Here is an 18498-nt window from a genome sequence, read left to right on the forward strand (position 1 = left end):
ACGAGTACATCATTATGACGACTTGGGTATTTCGACTCGCTCAAGGGTCGGCCATCGTGGGCGGCGTGGTGCTGTGCGCCATCACGCTCATGAGCGTGACCAGCATCACCGGCCGGGCGCTCTCCGGCGTGGGGCTCGGACCGGTGCCGGGCGATTTCGAGCTGGTGGAGGTCGGCACCGGCGTGGCGGTGTTTTTGTTCCTGCCGTGGACCTATCTGCGCGGCGGGCACGCGACCGTGGACCTGCTCTACAACCACCTGTCGGCCTTTTTGCAAAAGACGGTCTCGATGGTGTGCGATGTTTTGATGCTGGTCTTGTGGCTGGCACTGACCTGGAAGCTGTGGGACGGCATGCTCGAAAAGCGCGAGTACCTGGAGACCACCTTCATCCTGCAAATGCCGGTGTGGTGGGCCTATGCCGCGTGTTTCGTGGGCGCGGTCATCGGCTGCCTGGCCTACGTCACCAAGACGTTGATCAATCTCGGACTGGCGCGCTATCCCGAGGGTTGGCCGGTCGAATCCGCGGGGGTGCATTGAGATGACGGGAATCGAACTGGCCGCGTGGTCGTTTCCGGTCCTGCTGGCGCTGATCTTCATTCGCGTGCCCATCGGGCTGGCCATGGCCGTGTGCGGTCTGGTCGGGGCGTACCTGGTGTACGGCACCCCGGTGCCGCTGCTCAATCAGCTCAAGCAGGTGACGTTCACCACCTTTTCCAACTACAACCTGTCGGTGATCCCGCTCTTCCTGCTGATGGGGCAGTTTGCGGCGCTCGGGGGGCTGTCGCGGTCGCTGTTCAAGGCGGCGGAGGCCTGGATCGGCCACTACGAGGGCGGCGTCGCCATGGCCGCCGTCGGGGCATGCGCGGGCTTTGGGGCCATTTGCGGCTCCTCGCTGGCCACGGCGGCCACGATGGGGCAGGTGGCCTTGCCCGAGCTGCGGCGGGCCGGCTATTCCGGCGCCCTGTCCACGGCTTGTCTGGCCGCGGGCGGCACGCTCGGCATCCTCATTCCGCCGTCAGTGGTGCTGGTCATTTACGCCATCCTGACCGAGCAGAACATCGCCAAGCTGTTTCTCGCGGCGTTCGTGCCGGGCATTCTGGCCGCCGTCGGCTACATCATCGTGATTTCGATTTATGTGCGCCTCAAGCCCGACAGCGCCGGGCGCATGGCGCCCGTGCCCATGGCCGAGCGCTGGAAAGCCCTGGGCAGCACCTGGCCGGTGATCGTCATCTTCCTGTCCGTCGTGGGCGGGATTTACACCGGCCTCTTCACCCCGACCGAAGGGGCCGCGGTCGGCGCCTTCGGCACCGGGTTGGCGGCGTGGCTGGCGGGCGGGCTCAATGCCAAGACGCTGCGCGAGGCCATCTACGGCACCGCCATCGCCACGGGCATGATTTTCATGATCGTGCTGGGCGCGGGGCTGTACAACACCTTCTTGGCGCTGTCGCAACTGCCGCAGGAACTGGCCCAATGGGTCATCGGCCAGGGCCTGAGCCCGTGGCTGGTGCTCACCCTGATTCTGGTGATTTACCTGCTGCTGGGCTGCGTCATGGATTCGCTGTCCATGATTTTGCTCACCATCCCGATCTTCTTCCCGATGATCATGGGGTTGGACTTCGGCATGACGCCGGAGGAAACCGCCATCTGGTTCGGCATCCTGGTCCTGATCGTGGTGGAAGTCGGTCTGATCACCCCGCCGGTGGGGATGAACCTGTTCGTCATCAACAACATGGCGCGCAGCGTGCCGATCGTGCAGACCTACCGCGGGGTCACGCCGTTCGTCATCAGCGATCTGGTGCGCACGGCCATCCTGGCAGCCTTCCCCAGCATCACCCTGTTTGCGCTGTGGATGACGTCGTGAGCGATGCCGCCAAGACCGTGCCGGCGGTCACGCGCGTCGGCCTGGTCGGGCTGGGGGAGGTGGGGACGATCCTGGGCCGGGCCCTGGCCCCCCAGGGCCTGCGTTGGCTGGGCGGCTGGGACGTCAAGCTCGCCCACGCCGACACCCGCGACGCAGTGCTCGCGCGCGCCCAGGCGGCCGGCATCGATCAGGTAGGCGCGGCGGTGGGGCAGATCGACCAGGGGACGCAGCAAAATGCCGCCCTGGTCGAAGAAATCGCCGCGGCGGCCTCGAGCCTGCGCCAACAGGCCAATGAGCTGGTGGCCGCCGTGTCGCGCTTTCGCGTGTCCTGAGCTTACAGGTTGTCCAGGAAACTGCGCAGCTTCTCCGACCGGCTCGGGTGCTTGAGCTTGCGGATCGCCTTGGCTTCGATCTGGCGGATGCGCTCGCGCGTGACGTCGAACTGCTTGCCGACCTCCTCTAGCGTGTGGTCGGTGGACATTTCGATGCCGTAGCGCATGCGCAGCACCTTGGCTTCGCGCGGGGTCAGGGTGTCCAGGATCTCCTTGACCACGTCGCGCAGACCGGCCTGCATCGCCGCGTCCATCGGCGCCACGTTGGCCGTGTCCTCGATGAAGTCGCCCAGGTGGCTGTCGTCGTCGTCCCCGATGGGCGTCTCCATCGAGATCGGCTCCTTGGCGATCTTCATGATCTTGCGGATCTTGTCCTCCGGCATGTCCATCTTTTCCGCCAGGATCGAGGCGTCCGGCTCGACGCCGAACTCCTGCAGGTGCTGGCGGCTGATGCGGTTCATCTTGTTGATCGTCTCGATCATGTGCACCGGGATGCGGATGGTGCGCGCCTGGTCGGCGATCGAGCGCGTGATCGCCTGCCGGATCCACCATGTCGCATAGGTGGAAAACTTGTAGCCGCGCCGGTATTCGAACTTGTCCACCGCCTTCATCAGGCCGATGTTGCCCTCCTGGATCAGGTCCAGGAACTGCAGCCCGCGGTTGGTGTACTTCTTGGCGATCGAGATGACTAGGCGCAGGTTGGCCTCGATCATCTCGCGCTTGGCGTCGCGGGAGGTGGCCTCGCCTTCGTTCATGCGCTTGTGGATCGCCTTGAGCTGATCCAGCGGAATCACCACCTGGGTTTGCAGGTCGATCAGGCGCTGCTGCAGCTCCTGGATGGCGGGGATGTTGCGCCCGAGCACCGCGCTCCAGGGTTTGCCGGCCGCGGCCTGCCGCTCCACCCACTGCAGGTTGAGCAGGTTGGGCGGGAAGTCGGCGATGAATTTTTCCTGCGGCATGCCGCACTTGTCGACGATGATGCGGCGCAGCTCGCGCTCGACCTTGCGCACCATGTCCACCTGCTGGCGCACCTTGTCGCACAGCGTCTCGATGGCCTTGGCGGTGAAGCGGATGGTCATCAGCGTCTCGGTGATGCGCGCCTGCACGGCCTGATAGCGCGGCGAGCCCCAGCCGTCCTGCTCGTAGACTTGGCGCAGCTCGTCGAACAGCGCGCGGATGGCGTCGAAGCGCTCCAGCGCCTCGCGCTTGAGCTCCTCCATCTTGCGCGTCAGCGCCTTGGAGCCGCCCTTGCCATCGTCGTCGTCCTCGTAGTCGTCGAAGTCCTCTTCCGCGACGTAGTCGTCGGCCTCGTCGGCATCGGCAAAACCGTCCACGACGGCCGAGATGATCGTCTTGCCTTCGCGGATTTCCTCCGCCATCGAGAGGATGTCGTGGATGATCGCCGGCGACTCGGAGATCGCGGCCATCATCTCGTGCAGCCCGCTTTCGATGCGCTTGGCGATCTCGATCTCGCCCTCGCGGGTGAGCAGCTCCACGGTGCCCATTTCGCGCATGTACATGCGCACCGGGTCGGTGGTGCGGCCGAATTCGCTGTCCACGGTGGACAGGGCGGCCTCGGCTTCCTCCTCGGCCTCCTCCTCGGTGGTCACGGCGGTGGGCGCGCCGGTCAGCAGCAGGGTTTCGGCGTCCGGCGTCTGGTCATAGACCGCCACCCCCATGTCGTTGAGCAGCGAGACGACCACTTCCAGCGTCTCCTGCTCGACCAACTTGTCCGGCAGGTGGTCGTTGATTTCGCCGTGGGTCAGGTAGCCGCGGGTCTTGCCCAGCTTGATGAGCTGCTTGAGTTTTTCGCGGCGCAGCTTGGCTTCTTCCTCGGTCAGCACCGTGTCGTCCAGGCCAAACTCCTTCATCAGGGCGCGTTCCTTGGCCTTGGACAGCTTCATGCGCAGCGGTTTGGCCTTCTCCGTCGGCTCGGCCTCCGCAGTCTCGTCGGCAACGGCCTCGACTTCCTCATCGACCAGATCGTCGTCGAGGTCGCCCAGCTCGGCGTCGTCGAACACATCCTCCTCGGCCTTTTTGGCCGGCTTGCGGCCGCGCTTGGCGCCCCCTTTGGACGCCGCGCCGGCCTTGGCGGTTTTGGCGGCGGTCTTGCGCGCGGGCTTCTCGGCCGGGGATGCGGTGGCTACCGTTTCGGCGGCAGCGTCCGTGGTCGCCGCCGGCGTCACGGCCGCGTCGGCCGAGGCGGCGGCCGCTTTGCTCGTGCGCTTGCGTGCCGGGGCGGCGGGCGCGGGCGCGGCTTCGGGGGTTTCGGCGGGGCTGGCAGCAGTTTTCTTGGAACGGGTGCTCACGGCAAACGCTTTCTGCCCGGTTCGGGGCCGGGCCTGACGGGGACGGACGAGCGGAACACGACCGGCGGGCACGACGCCGTCGCGCGTGTACGGCCCTGGGGGGCGACACGCTCGCCCAGGTACGCAGACTACGACATCGACGCACGGCCACGCCCACATGGGGATGGCCGGCCGGCTTCGCAAGCGGGGTGGGCGAACATTTGGTGTGCAGTCCTTGCGGGGCGGGCGCCTGGTGCGCCCTGGCCAACGGGGTGTCGTCCCGTGTGCGCGGCTGGCGGTCGGCGGGATGGGCCCGCGCCACCAGTCCGACTTATGGCCCTGTCCGGAGGTGCTGCTGTCGCACTTGCGAAACTTTATATTATATCGAATCGTCTCCCTGTTGCAACAGGGCGCGTTCCGCCACCACCTCGCGGTAGCGGGCTTGCGCATCGGGGTCGGAGCCGGCGCGGGCGAGCAGCGCCGTTTCCAGCTGTTTGAGCGCCTCGATCCGCATACGCCGCAACAGCTCGCGCAGCTCGCGCCGCATCTCGGCGGCGTCGGTCGGGGCATCGTCTGCCGCGCCGTCGTCCATCCGAGCGAGCCCGAGGCCGCTGTCGTGCAGCGCCACCGCCAGCGCCTCGAACGGCTGGCCGCGCAGCCCCTCGCGCAGTGCCGCCCACGGCTGCGGGCCGTGCTCCAGCCACTGCGCCTCCAGCCAGGCGAACAGCGGCCCGTGCGGCGGCGGCTCCTGCGCCAGCAGGGCATGGTCGTCGGCGGTCAGCCAGTCCCAGGCCTCCGGCGTGGTCAGCACGATGCGCGCGATGCGGTCGCCGCGGCCGAGCAGCCCGCGCGCGGCGCGGCGCGCCTGCAGCGCCGCCGCATCCGGCCGCGCTGGCCAGCGCGTGCGCGGCGCCGCCGCGGGGGGCGGGGCCTGCGGCGTCGGGGCCGTGGCGTGCGGGGAGGATCGCACCGTGCGCCCCGGCGGCGCGGCGGCGGGGCGGCTGGCGTGGGCCGGGCCGCGCGCCGGGGGGGCGGCGTCCTGCCAGAGCTGCTGCAGGTCGCGCACCTCCAGCGCGGCCAGGTCGGCCAGCTCGTGCAGCAGCTGGCGCTTGAGCGCCCCCTCGGGCAGCGCCTGCCACAGCGGGCGCGCCTGCGCGGTGGCGCGCGCGCGGCCCTCGGCGGTGGCGAGGTCGCAGCCGTCGGCGGCCACCTCCAGCACGAAGCGGCTCAGCGGCGTGGCCTGCGCCAGCGCCGCGGCGAACGCCTCGGCGCCGTGGGTGCGGATGTAGCTGTCCGGGTCGTGCTCCGGCGGCAGGAACAAGAAGCGAAAGCGCCGCGTGTCGCCGGCCCACGGCAGTGCGGCGGCGAGCGCCCGCTGCGCCGCGCGCCGCCCGGCCGCATCGCCGTCGAAGGCGAACACCACGTCGTCGGTGAAGCGCAGGAGCTTGCGCACGTGCTCCGGCGTGCAGGCGGTGCCCAGCGTCGCCACCGCGTGGCCGAAGCCCAGCTGCGCCAGCGCCACCACGTCCATGTAGCCTTCCACCACCAGCGCGCAGCCGGCTTGGCGGATGGCGCTGCGCGCCTCGTACAGGCCGTAGAGCTCCTCGCCCTTGTGGAACAGCGGCGTCTCCGGCGAGTTCAGGTATTTGGGCTCGCCGCCGTCCAGCACCCGGCCGCCAAAGCCGATCACCTCGCCCTTGACGTTGCGGATCGGGAACATGATGCGGTCGCGGAAGCGGTCGTGGCGGCGCGCCTCGTCGCCGTCCCCCTCGATGACCAGTCCGCATTCCACCAGCCGCGCGTCCTGGTAGTCGGCGAACACGGTGGACAGAAAGCGCCGCTGCGCCGGCGCGTAGCCCAGACCGTAGGTCTTGGCGATCCCGCCGGTCAGGCCGCGGCCCTTCAGGTAGTCGATCGCCCTTGGGCTGGCCTTCAGCTGCGCGCGGTAGGCGCGTGCGGCCTGCGCCATCAGCTCGGTCAGCGTCTGCTGCGCGCGGCGCTGCGCCGCCTCGCGCGCGCGCTGCTCGGGCGAGCGTTCCTCCTCCGGCACCGTCAGGCCCACTTGGGCGGCCAGGTCGTGCACCGCCTCGCGGAAGCCCGCGCCGGTGTGCGCCATCAGAAAGTCGATCGCGTTGCCGTGCGCGCCGCAACCGAAGCAGTGGTAGAACTGCTTGGCCGGGCTGACCGTGAACGAGGGTGACTTCTCGCCGTGGAAGGGGCACAGGCCCAGGTAGTTGGCGCCGCTCTTGCGCAGCGCCACGTGGCGGCCGACCACCTCGACGAGGTCGGCGCGCGCCAGTAGGTCCTGCAAAAAAGCGGAAGGGATGCTCACGCGCGCATTGTCGGGCATCGGGCGCCCGGTCACCGCCGGGCGCGTGACGATGATATGCAGGCGGGGTGGCGCGTCAGGCCGTCGGCTCGCGCGGCTGCCCGCGCGCCTGCTTCTCGAACTGCTCCACCGGCATCGGCCGGCCGTAGCGGTAGCCCTGCAGCAGGTGGCAGCCGTGGCTGAGCAGGTAGGTTTCCTGCTGCTCGGTCTCCACGCCCTCGGCCAGCACCTGCATGCGCAGCTTGCGGCCCAGCGAGATGATGGTCGTGATGATCGCCTCGTCCTGCCGGCTGTGCTGGCCCAGGCGGGCGACGAAGCGCTGGTCGATCTTGATGGTGTCGAACGGCAGCTCGGCCAGGTACGCCAGCGAGGAGTAGCCGGTGCCAAAGTCGTCCAGCGCGAGCGACACCCCCTGCGCGTCGAGCGCGCGCAGCGTCGCGCGGGCGCTTTCCAGGTCTTCCAGGAACACCGATTCGGTGATTTCCAGCTCCAGCAGCCGGGCGGGGATGCCGTGCTGCGCCAGCGCCTGCTGCACCCGCTGGCCAAACGCCGGGTCGCGGAACTGCTTGGCGCTGACGTTGACCGACAAGTGGAGGCCGGCGAGCACGGGGTCGTCTTGCCAGCGCCGCAGCAGCGCGGCGGCCTGTTGCAGCACCCAGTCGCCCAGCGGCAGGATCAGGCCGGTTTCCTCCGCCAGCGGGATGAACTCGCCGGGCGGCACCAGCGTGCCGTCGGCGCGCAGCCAGCGCACCAACGCTTCGGCGCCGACGATGCGGCCGGCCGCATTCACCTGCGGCTGCAGATAGACGCGCAGCTCGCCGGCCTCGATGGCGCGGGCCAGGTCGTGCTGAAGCTGGTGGCGCTGGCGGATCGCAGCCTCCATCTCGGGGTCGAAGAAGGCCACGCCGTTGCGGCCGGCCTGCTTGACGCTGTACATGGCCAGGTCGGCGGCCTTGAGCAGTTCGGTGGCGTGGTCGTCGTCGTCTTGGTCGCCGTACAAGGCGATGCCGATGCTCAGCGTCAGCGTGATGGCTTGGTCCTGGTGCGGGATGGGTTGGCGCAGGGCCGCGCCGAGCTTGTCGGCCACCGTCTGGGCGGCCAGCGCCGCGTCGTCGCGGCGCTCGAAGGTGGCGGGCAGCAACACCAGGAATTCGTCACCCCCCAGCCGGCCGGGGGTGTCTTGCTCCCGGAGCGTGGTGCGGATGCGCTCGCCGATGGTGCGCAGCACGGCGTCGCCGGCATCGTGGCCGAAGGTGTCGTTGATGCTCTTGAAAAAATCCAGGTCCAGAAACAGCACCGCGCCCCAGCGCGCGTTGCGCCGCGCCTGGCGGATGGACTGCTGCAGCCGATCCAGCAACAGGCGGCGGTTGGCGAGTCCCGTCAGCGGGTCGAAGAAGGCCAGGTTTTCGATCTGCGCCTCGGCCTGCTTGCGCCAGCTGATGTCGTGGAAGATGGCCACGTAGTGGCGCACCTTGCCCACCGCATCCGTGACCGCGCTGATCGTCAGCCACTCGGGGAAGACGTCGCCGCTCTTGCGGCGGTTCCAGACCTCGCCTTCCCAATGGCCGCGTTCGCTGAGGGCCTCCCACATCGCCCGGTAGAAGGCCGCATCGTGGCGGCCCGAGCGCAGCAGCTCGCCCGGTGTGCGGCCGTGGGCGTCCTCGGCGGTGTATCCGGTGATGGCCTGGAAGGCGCGGTTGACGCGCACGATGCGTCCCTTGGCGTCCGTGATCAGCACGCCTTGCGTGCTGTCGAAGGTCTTGGCGGTCAGCGCCAGTTCGTGGAGCAGCGCGGATTTGTCACGCAGCGCCTGGCGCAGGCGGCGGCGCTGGTGCTCCAGCAGGGCCAGCAGGGCCAGCAGCACCAGCACGGCCCCGCCGACGGCGGCCAAGGGAGCGGCGTTGAGTTGTACCGTCTCGCGCCAGGTCAGTTGTGGCACGCCGAAGGGGCGCACGCGCAGCTCGCGCAGGATGTCTTCCACGGCGACATAGCCCTGGGGCAACACGAAGCCTGCCAGTCCGCCGGTTCGCAGGGCGGGATCGTCGCGGACGTCCAGCAGCGCCAGCAGCAGCGCCCGGCGCGTCTGGCTGTCCACATGGGGCAGGGCGGCCACCGGCCATTCGGGCACCAGCGGAGTGCTGACGGCGACCGGATACCCCGGCAAATCCTGGCGTTGCAGCACGCGCAGGCGATCCGGGGGGACGCGGCCCGTGGCCAGCATCGCCTCCAGCACCCCATCGCGCACGAAACCCGCGTCCACCCGGCCATCCAGCACGGCCTGAACCACATTGTCGTGGGGCATGCCCACGCGCACCCAAGTGACCTCGTCGTCGCGCACGCCGCGGCGGAGCAGCTCGTAGCGCTGCAGGTGCCAGCCGCCGATCGACTCCTCGTGCGGGACGCCCACCCGCTTGCCGCGCAGGTCTTGCCAGTGTTGCAGCGGGCTGTCGGTCCGCACCAGCACCGTACCGCCAAAGGCCTCGGTCTCGATGCCGAGGCGACGGCGCGCCACGGCCGCCAACACGGTGCTGAGCCCATCGCTGTAGCGCAGCGCCACATAGTGGCCGGGGTCGGTGATGACCGCGTCCAACTCGCGGGCGCGCACAGCATTGTCCAGCGCCGTGTAGTGCAGCAGGCGCACATGCAGCCGCACGCTGGGCAGCCGGTGCTGCATGGCATCGATGACGGGGGCCCAGTCGCGCTCCTCCACGTCCATCGGGCGATAGGCCAGGATCCCCACTCGCAGTTCGGTGTGGTCGGCGCGCGCAATCCCAGGGCTGGACAGGAGCGCCACCACCGCCATCGCCGCCAGGATGGCGGCGTGCAACACGGCAGCATACAGACGCCGCACCATCACCGCGGTTCCTCCGCGGGCAGGGCACTGCCGACGACCAGATCCTCGGGCAAGCGCAGCGGCCGCAGTATGTTGACGCGGCCCATGAACGACGCCAGGCCTTCGGCGGCGCGCTGCAGCGGGGCGGGTTGGCCGATTAGCCATTCGCGGTTGTCCGCCCAGTTGGTCAGCCGCAGGCCGCTGAAGGTGCGCATCGCCGCCGCGTGGGGCACGTCCAGCCAGGGTGCCAGCCGGTAGGCGGCGTCCACGGGCAGCGTCATCAGGTGCCGCTGGGCCGCAAAAATCTGGCGCACCAGCGTCCGCAGGGCCGCGCGCCGGCTGGGCCAGGCATCCGCGCGGATGGCCAGGACATCGGCGATCGGCCGTTCCGGGGGCAGTTGGCTGCTGTCGAACAGCCGTTTCGCGCCCAGCGACTCCAGCCGCGAGGCCGTGGGCTCGAAGGTGACCAGCAGATCCACCCGCCCGTCCTTCCAGGCCGACAGGTGTTCGTCGGCCGTGAGATGCACCCCCGTCACGTCCTCGGCACGCAAGCCGACGTATTCCAGCCAACTGGCCGTCATCAGCTCGCCGACGGTGCCCGTCTCGTGCCCCAGCCGGGCGCCGACCCAGCGCGTGCGGTCAGTAAAGCCCGGCTTGGCCAACACCACATCGGCCCCATGCGACAGGTTGAACAGTGCCACCACATGCAGCGGCAAGCCGTCGGCCACGGCCAGTAGCGTCTCGTCTAGCGTGAGCGCGGCGGCCTGGGCCCGGCCCTCGGCCAGCGCCACACGCGAGGCGCTGGCGGAACCCGTGGGCAGGCCGCGCAGGCGCCCGTCGTCCCACCAGCCCAGGCTGTCCGCCAGCTTGAGCGGTGCGTAGCCCGGCCAGGGGTGGTAGGCGACGGTCAGCGGCGACTCGTCGCCGCAGCCCAGTAGCCAAGGCGCCAGCATCGCACCGCCGCCCAGCACGGTGGTGCGTTGCAGCCAAGCACGACGCTGGTGATTCATCCGGTCATCACCCGGTTTTTGCCCGCGCGCTTGGCGCGGTACATCGCGGCGTCCGCGCGCGCGATGGCGGCCTCCACCGACTCGTCGTGCCGCAGTTCGGTGATGCCGGCGCTGAAGGTGATCAGCACCTTTTGCTCGCCCTGCAGGAACAGGTGGGCGCTCAGGTCGCGCTGCAACCGCTGTACGACGCCGGCGGCCTCCTCCGGCGTGGTGTCGGGCAGCACGATGATGAATTCCTCGCCGCCGTAGCGGCCGATGGTGTCCTGCGGGCGCAGGCTGCGGCGCGCGACGTCGGCCAGGTGCTTGAGCGCCGCGTCTCCGGCCAGGTGGCCCAGCGTGTCGTTGAGGCGCTTGAAATCGTCCACGTCCAGCAGCGCGATGCACACGCGCGTGCCGGTGCGCTCGGCGCGGCGCGTCTCGCGGTCGATGGCGCTGGCCAGTCCCTTGCGGTTGAGCACGCCGGTCAGCAGGTCGTGCGTGACCAGCTCGGCCATCTGATCCAGCTCGGCGCGCAGGCGCTGTACCTCGGCCTCGGCGCGGTCGGCGCGGTCGCGCAGCTCGGTCAGCTCCTCGGCCACGCGCTGGGTGTCCACCGCAAAGGCGCGTGCGGTCTGGATGGCATCCTGCACCACGGGGGCCATGTCGGCCAGGCTGTCGGCGCGCTCCAGCGCCTGCGCGCAGGCTTCGAACTTGGCCTGGTACTGGCCGGTGCTGGTGGCCGTCTGTGCCAGCCGCTCCAGGAAGGTGGCCAGCGTTTCGCGCATCAGGGCCTGCGCGCGCACGGTTTGCTCGCGCGCCTCGGCCTGCTTGACGATGACGTCTTTCAGCCGCGATTGCAGGTCCTCCAGCCGGCGCTGCGACAGCGGCGGCTGGGCGGCCTGCACCAGCGCCTGCATCTGCTGGCGCAGCCACGGGTTGTCGGGGCTGATGGCGTCGATGTGCTCGAACACCTGCCGCAGCAGCCCCAGCAGCCCCTGCCGCACGCCCAGCTGCTCCTCCACGCCGAACGAGAGCCGGTAGGCGTAGTCCGCCAGCATGCGGCGCAGCGTCGGGGCGTGCTGTTGCTCCAGCCGCAGGTAGCGCACCAGCTCCTCACCCATCTCGCGCAGGCGGGCGTCGTCGGCGGCCACCAGCGGCAGGCCCACGTCGATCAGGCGCGCGGTCTGTTCGGCCAGGTCGGGCGGCAGCAGGGCCCCCTCGCTACCGGGGGCGGAGGCGGGGGGGGCACTGGGTGCGCTGGGCACGGCGGGCTCTGGGGCTGCGGCCGGTGCGGCGCTCGCCAGCGGATTCTGCGTCAGCAGCTTTTCCAGGTCGTCCCAGCTGTGGCGCGAGACGGCTTTGTTGAACAGGGCCTTGAAGCGCACCTGGGCCGGGGTGCGCTCGGGCAGGGCTTGCGCGATCTGGCGCAACTGCGCCAGCGGAAAGGGCTGCAGCGGCCGGGTGCCGGCCACCTCGTGGTAGGCCGCCTGGAAGTTGTCGGGGGTGGGTGGCAGGCGCCGCGCCGTCAGCAGCTTGACGGCTTCGCGCGCGATTTCCTGGGGGGTGGAGGCGGGGCTGCCCATGGCGCCGAAGTATAGGGCGGGACCGCCTTGCGAACTGGTGCGGCGACTTGACGCCGATCAGCCGCCGCGCGGTTGGCCGCCCGTCGCGTCAGCGCGGCTGCATGCGGATCGCGCCGTCCAGGCGGATCACCTCGCCGTTGAGCATGTCGTTTTCGATGATGTGCTTGACGAGCTTGGCGTAATCCTCCGGGCGGCCCAGGCGCGACGGGAAGGGCACCATGGCGGCCAGTGCATCCTGCACCTCCTGCGGCATGCCAAACAGCATGGGGGTGCCAAAGATGCCTGGGGCGATGGTCATGTTGCGGATGCCGAGCCGGGCCAGGTCGCGCGCGATCGGCAGCGTCATGCCGACCACGCCGCCCTTGGAGGCGCTGTAGGCCGCCTGGCCGATCTGGCCCTCGAAGGCGGCGACCGAGGCGGTGGAGACGATCACGCCGCGCTCGCCGGTCGGCTCGGGGTCGTTGGCGCTCATGGCCTGTGCGGCCAGGCGGATCATGTTGAAGGTGCCGACCAGGTTGACCTGGATGACCTTGTTGAACAGCGCGAGGCTGTGCGGGCCGTTCTTGCCCACGGTTTTTTCGGCCGGGGCGATGCCGGCGCAGTTGATCAGCCCGGCCAGCTTGCCCAGCGCCACCGCGCGGTCGATCGCGGCCTGGGCGTCGGCTTCCTGGCTCACGTCGCAGCGGACGTAGACGCCGCCGATGTCCTGGGCCACGGCCTCGCCGCGTTCGGCCTGCATGTCGGCGATGACCACGCGGCCGCCGTTCGCGGCCAGCATGCGCGCCGTGCCTTCGCCCAGGCCCGAGGCGCCGCCCGTGACCACATACACCTTGCCCGCGATTTCCATGGCCGATCTCCTGTTGAATTGACGTTGACGTAAACGTCAATCATAGGCCAAAAAAAGCGCCCGCCGGTGGGGCGGGCGGCAAGCACCATCGGGTGCACACGACCAGGAGAGGGTGGGGCGCCGCCCAGGCGGCGGCGCCGGGGGTCACTTGTAGCCGGCGCGGTCCAGCATTTGCTGCACTTTGGTCAGGTTCTTGGCGACGACGGTCAGCGGGATGTTCTCGGCCTTGAAGCGCTCGCCCCCGATGGCCCGCAGCGCAGGGTTGTCCAGCCGCACGCCGCGCGCCGCAGGGAACTCGTTGTTGCCATTGGCAAAATATTCCTGCGCCAGTGGGCTGGCGAGGAACTCCATGAACGCGATCGCGGCATCCACGTTCTTGGCGTGACGCGCCACGGCCGCCCCCGCGATGTTGACATGGGTGCCCGTCGTGGCCTGGTTGGGGAACACCACCCGCACCCGCTCCATCACCTTGCGGTCTTCCGGCTTGTCGGACTTGACCAGCCGGGCGATGTAGTAGGTGTTGGACAGCGCCACCCCGCACTCGCCGCTGGCCACGGCGCGGATCTGGTCGGTGTCGCCCCCCTTGGGTGCGCGCGCCATGTTGGCCACCAGGCCGTTGAGCCAGGCCTGCCCCTTCTCGTCACCCAGCCGCTCGATCACGGTGGCAAACAGCGACAGGTTGTAGGGGTGCGAGCCGCTGCGCGTGCACAGCAGGCCCTTGAGCTTGGGATCCGCGAGCTGCTCGTAGGTGGCCACGTCCTCGGCCTTGACGCGCAGCGGGTCGTACACGATGACGCGCGCGCGGGTGGAAAAGCCCGTCCACGTCACGCCGTCGGGGGTTGGCGCGGCGCGCAGCTCGGGCGGAATGGCCGCGTCCAGCTTGGCCGATTTGATCGGGCGAAACAGCCCCTGCGCATCGGCGGCGGCCATGCGCGCCGCGTCCACCAGCAGCACCACGTCGGCCGGCGAGGCGGGGCCCTCGGCCCGCAAACGCGCGACAATGCCCGCGTCGTCGCTGTCCACGCGGTTGATCTTGATGCCCGTGGCCTTGGTAAAGGCTTCGTACATGAACTCGTCGCCGGGGTAGTGGCGCGCCGAATACAGGTTGAGCACCTTGTCCTGGGCGGACGCGGCGGTGGGCACCAGCATCCACGGTGCGGTCAGCGACAGGAGCGTCAAAGCCCCTTGCATGACACGGCGGCGCAGCGACGACGGAAGATTCGACATGGGGAGAACTCCTTGTTCAGACCGGAATCGGTGTGGCGGATAAGAGGTGCGGGAAAGGATGCGCTACGGGATGTATATTATCACAAACGAGAATCATTATCGTTATGTTTGAACGATTGAATCGGAAGACGAACCGACCATGGGCCCAAACGCCCGACCTTGCCCGTCGCCGATGGCTGGGCGGCGGGGCGGCGGCGGTGGCCGCGTGGGCCCTGGCGGGATGTGCGGTGCCGCCCCGCGAGCCCGAGTCCCCGCCGGTTCCCGCGGTGCCCCCGGCTGCGCCGCCCGCCCCACCGCCGCCGCCGCCGACGCGGCCGCCGCGGGTGGGGCTGGCTCTGGGCGGTGGGGCGGCGCGCGGTTTTGCCCACATCGGCGTCATCCAGGTGCTGGAGCGCGAGGGCGTGCGTCCCGATCTGGTGGTCGGTACATCCGCCGGCAGTCTGGTGGCGGCCCTGTATGCCCACGGCCTGTCGGGGGCGGCGCTGGAGCGCGCGGCGCTGGAGATGGAGGAAGCGACGATTGCGGACTGGACCGTGCCGATCTTCAACCGGGGGCTGTTGCGCGGCGAGGCGCTGGCGCGCTATGTCAACCGCATGGTCCAGGGGCGGCTGATCGAGGCCATGCCCTTGCCGCTGGGCATTCTGGCCACCGATCTGGCCACCGGTCAGCCGGTGCTGTTTCGCCGCGGGGACACGGGGACCGCCGTGCGGGCCTCCAGCGCGGTGCCGGGGGTGTTTTCGCCGGTGCCGATCGCGGGGCGGACCTATGTGGATGGCGGCCTGGTGGCGCCGGTGCCGGTCGAGCAGGCGCGCGAGATGGGGGCCGAGCTGGTGATTGCGGTGGACATCTCCAGCCCCGCCGAGCCGCTGGGCCAGACCGACCCGGTGCGGGTGCTGTTGCAAACGTTCACCATCATGGGCCAGACGATCAACCGTTATGTCCTCGGCAGTGCGGACGTCGTGATTCGCCCCCGGCTGGACGGCATCGGCAGCGCGGACTTCGCCTCGCGCGAGCGCAGCATCGCAGCGGGGCGCGCCGCCATGCAGGCGGGGTTGCCGCGCCTGCGCGAGCAGCTGCTGGCCCTGCGCCGGCCGCTGCTCGCGGGCCCGCAGGCCGCGCGCTGAACGGCCCCACGCCGAAAAAAAGCCCCGCCGAAGCGGGGCTGGTAAGGGTCCCTGAATCTGATTTCGAAGAGACCCGAGGAGACAACTCGAAGCGAAAGGGTCCGCCCGTCAACCCGCGTTGCGGCGCGTCCGGGTGGCGGTTTTGGGGGCCTGGGCGGCGGCGGACGGCAGGTTTTGCTGCGCATGGGCCACCGCCTGGTGGAAATTGGCTTCGGCCAGCTCTGCGGCCTGCTTGACGGCCTGCTGGACGGTTTCCATGGCCGAGGTGGCGGCATTGACGGCGTTGCGCATGGCCTCCACCGCGGCTTCGGTGCCGGCCGGAGCGTTCTTGGCGACGTTGTCCATCACGGCCATGGCTTTGTGCTGAACGTCGGCCGCGTTTTGCTCGGCCGCCTGGGCAAAGGCGCTGCCCGTCGTGGCCGCAATGTCGTAGAGCTGGCGGCTGTAGTTGACGGCCTTTTCGGCCAGCGGCTGCAGCAGGGCGGCCTGACGTTGCAAAAGTTCTTGCGCGTCTTTGACCGACAGCAGGGCCTGGGTGTTGTCCGCAGAGTCGCGCAGCGCCGCCTTGGTGGCCTGCAGGTTGAGTTCGACCAGCTTTTCCACGCCTTCGAAGGCCTTGCGGGTGAGGCCGAACAGCATTTCGATGTTGGCCTTGTGGGCGGCGGCCAGTTGTTCAGGGGTTAGCATGTCGTCCTCCGCTGGTCGTGGTGGTGAAATTGCTGCGCTGCAGCATGGCTTTCATTATACGGGCGCCGTTGAATTTTGCAAGCCATGTTGCGCCGCAGCATTTGTGCCGGATATGCGGCGGGGCGCGGGGCATCGGGACGGCATCTGCGGGGCATAGGGCGCCGGCCGGCGGGCGTGGCGCCGCGCTGGCACACTGCGCGCCATGCAGGTGTTTTACGCGACCCAATTCGTGCTGCCGCTGCCCCCGGGCCACCGCTTCCCCATGGCCAAGTACGCCCTGTTGCGCGACGCCCTGGCCGGCGAGCCGGACATTCGCCTGCAGCAGGCCGAGCCGGCCAGCGACGGCGAGCTGGCGCTGGCCCACACACCCGCCTACATCGACGCCATCACCCACGGGACGCTCGCCCCGGCGCTGCAGCGGGAGATCGGCTTTCCCTGGAGCCCGGCGATGGCCGAGCGGGCGCGCCGCTCGGTCGGCGCCACCATCCAGGCCAGCCGGGTGGCGCTGGCGGGCGAGGGCGTCGCCGCCAACATCGCCGGGGGCACCCACCACGCCTACGCCCACAAAGGGGGCGGGTTTTGCGTCTTCAACGACGCCGCGGTGGCGGCGCGCCTGATGCAGGCCGAATGGGCCCGGCGCGGGGCGTCGGCACGCGCCCGGCCCTTGCGGGTGGCGATCGTGGACCTGGACGTCCACCAGGGCAATGGGACGGCCAGCATCTTTCGCGACGACCCGTCGGTGTTCACGCTGTCGCTGCACGGGGCGCGCAACTTCCCCTTCCGCAAGGAGCCCAGCGACTGCGACGTGGAGTTGCCCGACGGCTGTGGCGACGCCGATTACCTGCAGGCGCTGGAGTGGGCGCTGGGCGAGCTGGAGCGGCGCTTCGAGCCGGACTTCGTGATTTACCTGGCGGGCGCCGACCCCCACGAGGGCGACCGCCTGGGGCGGCTGCGCCTGAGCGACGATGGCATGGAGGCGCGCGATCGGCGCGTGTTCGACTGGGCGTGGCAGCGTCGCCTGCCCGTGGCCATGACCATGGCCGGCGGCTATGGCCGCGACATCGCCACCACGGTGCGCGTGCAGCGCACCACCTATGCGGTGGCGCTGTCGTACTGGCGACGCTGGCGCGCGGTGGCAGAATCGGCGGCAGAACCACCGAGGAGACCGCCGCCGTGAATCCCGCCGCGCCCGCGCCCCAGCGCCCGCAGCCCTTGCCCAGGACGCACTTTCGCGCCTTTCGCCCCATCGGCACGCGCTGGATGGACAACGACATCTACGGGCATGTCAACAACGTCGTGTACTACAGCTGGTTCGACACCGCCGTCAACGCCCACCTGATCGAGCAGGGGGCGTTGGACATCCACGGTGGTGACGTCATCGGCCTGGTGGTCGAGACACAGTGCCACTACTTCGCGCCGCTGGCCTTTCCGCAGCCGGTCGAGGCCGGCTTGCGCGTCGCCCACATCGGCCGCTCCAGCGTGCGCTACGAAGTGGGCATCTTCGCCGCGGGGGCGCAGACCTGCGCCGCGCGCGGCCACTTCGTCCACGTCTATGTCGATCGCGACAGCCGGCGGCCGGTCGCCGCGCTGCCCGCCGCCCTGCAACGCACCCTGGAGGCCCTGACATGAACGCACCCGAGCCCATCGCCGACGCCGAGGCGGACCTGGATCCGCTGCGCGCCTGGGCCCAGCCGCTGGATCCGGCGCAGGTCGAAGCGGCCATCGTCGGTCGCCGCTCGGTGCGCGCCTTTTTGCCGCGGCCGGTGCCCCGGCCACTGATCGAGCGGCTGCTGCGGGTGGCGGCGCGTGCCCCGTCGGGCACCAACACCCAGCCCTGGAAGGTATATGTCCTGCAGGGGCAGGCGCGCGACACGCTGGTGGACAAAGTGTGCGCCGCCCACGATGCCATCCGCGCCAACCCGGCGCTGGCGGCGGAGTACCAGGAGGCCTACGACTACTACCCCAGCCAGTGGGTGAGTCCCTACATCGACCGCCGGCGCGAGAACGGCTGGGGCCTGTACGGGCTGCTGGGCATCGGCAAGGGTGACAAGGACAAGATGCATGCCCAGCACCAGCGCAACTTCCGCTTCTTTGACGCGCCGGTGGGGTTGATGGTGACCATCGATACCGTGATGGGGCGCGGCTCGCTGCTGGATACGGGGATGTTTTTGCAAAACCTGATGGTGGCGGCGCGCGCCCACGGCCTGGACACCTGCCCCCAGGCGGCGTGGAACCACTATGCGCGCATCATCCTGCCGCACATCGGTGCGTCCGAGCAGGAGATGCTGGTGTGCGGCCTGTCGCTCGGCTACGCCGACCCCGAGGCGACGGTCAACCGCTTCGTCACCCCGCGCGAACCGATCGAGCGCTTCGTGACGTGGCTGGAATGACCCGTTTAC

The 18498-nt window shown here is 69.7% G+C and carries 15 protein-coding genes; 7 read left to right on the forward strand and 8 right to left on the reverse strand.

Annotated features, from left to right (window positions below; genetic code table 11):
- The first annotated feature begins 14 nt into the window (after positions 1–14).
- Genes Tfont_RS03285 through Tfont_RS15125 form a run of 3 tightly spaced genes read left to right on the forward strand, consistent with a single transcriptional unit; the run spans position 15 to position 2192 of the window.
- Positions 15–536: a TRAP transporter small permease gene (locus tag Tfont_RS03285; RefSeq protein ID WP_143968374.1), complete on the forward strand. Its 522-nt coding sequence runs from the start codon at positions 15–17 to the stop codon at positions 534–536.
- 1 nt (position 537) lies between these two features.
- Entirely contained in the window at positions 538–1860 is a 1323-nt protein-coding gene (locus Tfont_RS03290; protein ID WP_143968375.1) for a TRAP transporter large permease, read from the forward strand.
- Positions 1857–2192, forward strand: a complete 336-nt coding sequence (locus tag Tfont_RS15125) for a hypothetical protein (RefSeq protein WP_453821893.1) — start codon at positions 1857–1859, stop codon at positions 2190–2192. The genes Tfont_RS03290 and Tfont_RS15125 overlap by 4 nt, the downstream gene beginning before the upstream one ends.
- 2 nt (positions 2193–2194) lie before the next feature.
- Here Tfont_RS15125 and rpoD read toward each other — a convergent pair whose 3' ends face one another.
- The 7 genes from rpoD to Tfont_RS03330 form a co-directional block, all read right to left on the reverse strand.
- On the reverse strand, positions 2195–4660 hold the full coding sequence (rpoD, locus tag Tfont_RS03300) for an RNA polymerase sigma factor RpoD (protein WP_143968377.1): 2466 nt from the start codon (positions 4658–4660) through the stop codon (positions 2195–2197).
- Positions 4661–4859: 199 nt separating this feature from the next.
- Entirely contained in the window at positions 4860–6812 is a 1953-nt protein-coding gene (gene dnaG / locus Tfont_RS03305) for a DNA primase (RefSeq protein ID WP_143968378.1), read from the reverse strand.
- Positions 6813–6885: 73 nt separating this feature from the next.
- Complete coding sequence (locus tag Tfont_RS03310) at positions 6886–9663, reverse strand: EAL domain-containing protein (protein WP_260682248.1); 2778 nt, start codon at positions 9661–9663, stop codon at positions 6886–6888.
- On the reverse strand, positions 9663–10652 hold the full coding sequence (locus Tfont_RS03315; protein ID WP_143968380.1) for an ABC transporter substrate-binding protein: 990 nt from the start codon (positions 10650–10652) through the stop codon (positions 9663–9665). The genes Tfont_RS03310 and Tfont_RS03315 overlap by 1 nt, the downstream gene beginning before the upstream one ends.
- Entirely contained in the window at positions 10649–12214 is a 1566-nt protein-coding gene (locus Tfont_RS03320; protein WP_143968381.1) for a GGDEF domain-containing protein, read from the reverse strand. The genes Tfont_RS03315 and Tfont_RS03320 overlap by 4 nt, the downstream gene beginning before the upstream one ends.
- 88 nt (positions 12215–12302) lie before the next feature.
- Positions 12303–13061 (reverse strand): 3-hydroxyacyl-CoA dehydrogenase, encoded by a 759-nt coding sequence (locus Tfont_RS03325; protein WP_068607475.1) that lies wholly within the window; start codon positions 13059–13061, stop codon positions 12303–12305.
- A 144-nt stretch (positions 13062–13205) separates the two neighbouring features.
- Entirely contained in the window at positions 13206–14210 is a 1005-nt protein-coding gene (locus tag Tfont_RS03330; protein WP_143968465.1) for an extracellular solute-binding protein, read from the reverse strand.
- Positions 14211–14611: 401 nt separating this feature from the next.
- On the opposite strand from Tfont_RS03330, the gene Tfont_RS03335 reads away from it, so the two are divergent.
- A complete protein-coding gene (locus Tfont_RS03335) occupies positions 14612–15412 on the forward strand; it encodes a patatin-like phospholipase family protein (RefSeq protein WP_390612207.1) in 801 nt (266 codons plus the stop codon).
- A gap of 108 nt (positions 15413–15520) precedes the next feature.
- On the opposite strand, the gene phaP is transcribed toward Tfont_RS03335, so the two are convergent.
- Positions 15521–16099, reverse strand: a complete 579-nt coding sequence (phaP, locus tag Tfont_RS03340; protein ID WP_143968383.1) for a TIGR01841 family phasin — start codon at positions 16097–16099, stop codon at positions 15521–15523.
- A 202-nt stretch (positions 16100–16301) separates the two neighbouring features.
- Between phaP and Tfont_RS03345 the strand changes: the two genes are divergently transcribed.
- Genes Tfont_RS03345 through Tfont_RS03355 form a run of 3 tightly spaced genes read left to right on the forward strand, consistent with a single transcriptional unit; the run spans position 16302 to position 18489 of the window.
- Entirely contained in the window at positions 16302–17276 is a 975-nt protein-coding gene (locus Tfont_RS03345; protein WP_143968384.1) for a histone deacetylase family protein, read from the forward strand.
- Positions 17273–17728, forward strand: coding sequence for an acyl-CoA thioesterase (locus Tfont_RS03350; protein WP_143968385.1), 456 nt, complete (start codon positions 17273–17275; stop codon positions 17726–17728). The genes Tfont_RS03345 and Tfont_RS03350 overlap by 4 nt, the downstream gene beginning before the upstream one ends.
- Positions 17725–18489 carry a nitroreductase gene (locus Tfont_RS03355; RefSeq protein ID WP_143968386.1) on the forward strand — a complete coding sequence of 255 codons (765 nt, stop codon included), beginning with the start codon at positions 17725–17727 and terminating at the stop codon, positions 18487–18489. The genes Tfont_RS03350 and Tfont_RS03355 overlap by 4 nt, the downstream gene beginning before the upstream one ends.
- Positions 18490–18498: the final 9 nt, after the last annotated feature.

It is taken from the genome of Tepidimonas fonticaldi (assembly GCF_007556755.1).
GTDB classification, from domain to species: Bacteria; Pseudomonadota; Gammaproteobacteria; order Burkholderiales; family Burkholderiaceae_C; genus Tepidimonas; species Tepidimonas fonticaldi.